Annotated in this window: 2 protein-coding genes and 2 pseudogenes; 3 read left to right on the plus strand and 1 reads right to left on the minus strand. The window is 65.4% G+C overall.

All coding sequences use genetic code 11. The features are described from left to right. The 3 genes and pseudogenes from ACRDU5_RS19440 to ACRDU5_RS19450 form a co-directional block, all read left to right on the plus strand. On the plus strand, positions 1-903 hold a 903-nt coding region (locus ACRDU5_RS19440; RefSeq protein WP_526616415.1), incomplete at its 5' end, for a DDE-type integrase/transposase/recombinase. Further along, positions 900-1,115: a hypothetical protein gene (locus ACRDU5_RS19445; protein WP_526616416.1), complete on the plus strand. Its 216-nt coding sequence runs from the start codon at positions 900-902 to the stop codon at positions 1,113-1,115. The genes ACRDU5_RS19440 and ACRDU5_RS19445, both read left to right, overlap by 4 nt. After that, positions 1,112-1,920: pseudogene (locus ACRDU5_RS19450) on the plus strand (ExeA family protein). The gene ACRDU5_RS19445 and the pseudogene ACRDU5_RS19450 overlap by 4 nt, the downstream one beginning before the upstream one ends. Before the next feature lie 210 nt (positions 1,921-2,130). On the opposite strand, the pseudogene ACRDU5_RS19455 reads toward ACRDU5_RS19450, so the two are convergent. Further along, a pseudogene (locus tag ACRDU5_RS19455) lies at positions 2,131-2,400 on the minus strand (nucleotidyltransferase family protein); the annotation flags it as partial. Positions 2,401-2,430: the final 30 nt, after the last annotated feature.

Below are 2,430 nucleotides of genomic sequence, written 5' to 3' on the forward strand. Positions count from 1 at the left end.
ACCCTACATGGCACGCGTATCGACGGCCGCAAAACCTACCTGTTCGCGTTCCTCGATGACTACTCCCGCGCGATCGTGGGACACCGTTGGGGATATGCCGAGGACACCGTCCGCCTCGCCGCGGCGCTGCGGCCGGCTCTGGCAGCGCGCGGGGTTCCCGAGCACGCCTACGTTGACAACGGCTCCGCATTCGTGGATTCCTGGCTGTTGCGGGCCTGCGCGAAGCTCGGGATCAAGCTGGTGCACTCCGCTCCCGGCCGGCCGCAGGGCCGTGGGAAGATCGAACGGTTCTTCCGCACCGTGAACAGCGAGTTCGTGGTGGAGATCGCTACTGGTGACGGCGAAGCGGGCCGCCAGATCCACGACCTGGCCGAGCTGAACCGGTTGTTCACCGCCTGGGTGGAGACCGTCTACCACCGGCGACAGCATTCCGAAACCGGCTATGCGCCGTTGCCACGGTGGTTGGAAGGCGGGCCCTACCCGGTGCCGGCGCCGGCGGATCTGGCCGAGGCGTTCCGCTGGTCGGAGCACCGCACCGTGTCCAAGACCGCGCTCGTTTCCTTGCACGGCAACCGATATCAGGTCGACCCCGGCCTGGTCGGGCGCAAGGTCGAGCTCGTGTTCGACCCGTTCGATCTGACCTACCTGCGGGTGCGCTACGACGGCGTCGACGCGGGCACGGCGCTGCCGTTCCAGATCAGCCGCCACGCCCACCCCAAGGCCAAGCCCGAGGTTCCGGCCGAGCCGCCCACGCCGACCACCGGCATCGACTACCTCGGCCTGATCGACAACATCCACAGCACCGAACTCGCCGACAAGGTCAACTACAGCGCGCTGGCCGACCACGACCGACCACACGGTTCTGAGCACGACACCACCGGCGCCGATGGACAGCAGCCATGAACACCGCTGGCGAACACATGGCCGGTGATGACGTGACGATCACCGAGATCACCGATCTCATCGGTTGGATCAGGCGCCTGTCGGAAGCAGGTCCCGGTGCGACCAGTCCAGCCGAGCTCACAGCCTTCCACGCCACAAAGGCCGATCTGCTCGCCCGTATCACCACCGAACAGCCCACCCCCACAAGGACATCCGATAAGGACACTCGATGATCGAGAAACTGCAGGCCCACTACGGCTTCACCCGCACGCCCTTCGGTCGTGACCTCGCGCCCGGGATGCTGCACCGCCACACCTCCCACAACGAGGCCATCGCCCGGATCAGCTGGTGCATCGCTGAGCGCACCATCGGCGTGGTCACCGGCGAGGTCGGCGCCGGCAAAACCGTGTCCGTCCGCACCGTCCTGACCAGCCTCGACCCCTCCAAACACACCGTGATCTATCTGCCCAACCCGCTGATCGGGGTCCGTGGCATCCACGAACAAATCGTCAACACCGTCGGCCAGCCCGCCGCCCACCTCGGCTCCCGGCTGACCGTCCAGGCCAGCAAAGCCCTTGTCGCAGAACGAGAAGAACGCGGACGCACCCCCGTCCTCGTCATCGACGAGGCCCACCTGCTCACCTACGAACAACTCGAAACCATCCGCATGCTCACCAACCAGTCAATGGACCAGGACTCGCCACTGGCCTGCCTGCTCGTCGGCCAACCCACCCTGCGACGCACCATGAAACTCGCCGTTCTCGCCGCCCTCGAACAGCGCACCGCACTGCGCTACGCCATGCCCGGCATGACCGCCACCGAAACCAGCAGCTACATCACCCACCACCTCAAACTCGTCGGCCGCGCCGACCAACTCTTCACCGAAGACGCCCTCAACCTGATCCACACCACCGCCCGCGGCTACCCCGCGCAGTCAACAACCTCGCCCTGCAATCCCTCGTCGCCGCGTTCGCCACCGGCAAGAACCTCGTCGACGAACCCGCCACCCGCTCCGCGGTCAGCGAGGTCGTCGACTAACACCAGCCGGCACCTTGCCGACCAAGCCAGGCACCTCACCGAGGAAACCCCGCCGCAGCAACACCCGGCGGGGTTTCCTCGCCCCATACCATCGGCACTCACAACGCCGGATTCATCGGCATCTTCAACGCCGCGCAACAGCCAGGGTAGGACAGTGAGCTCAGGCCAATGTTGGCTCCAGCGGCTGGTCTTGGTTTCGTAGACGCTGCGAGGAGCCATTACTGGGTTGGGGCGAACTACGAGGTTGAACACGTCAGATAGGCCGTGGGGTGCGTAGACGCGCCAGCGTCCGTCTTGTTCGAGGCGTACTCCCAGACAGCAGGTGGTCGCGGCGAAGCGGTCGATCGCGTCCTCTGTGGACGAAAAGGGAGTGCATGGTGTCCCGAACTTCTGCTCGTACCAGAGATGAACACGGGCCTCGTTACGGATCTCGACCTCGGCTTGGATCTTGGCGAAGGTCTTCTTCGCCGATTGGATCACCAGATCCTCGGCCTCCCAGGACAAGTCCGC

Origin of the sequence: Mycobacterium sp. (genome assembly GCF_050701515.1) — a bacterium.
GTDB lineage: Bacteria > Actinomycetota > Actinomycetes > Mycobacteriales > Mycobacteriaceae > Mycobacterium.

Bases quoted from the DNA above. Each gene is read 5' to 3' on its own strand.
- ACRDU5_RS19445 (WP_526616416.1), top strand. From the start codon at position 900: ATGAACACCGCTGGCGAACACATGGCCGGTGATGACGTGACGATCACC.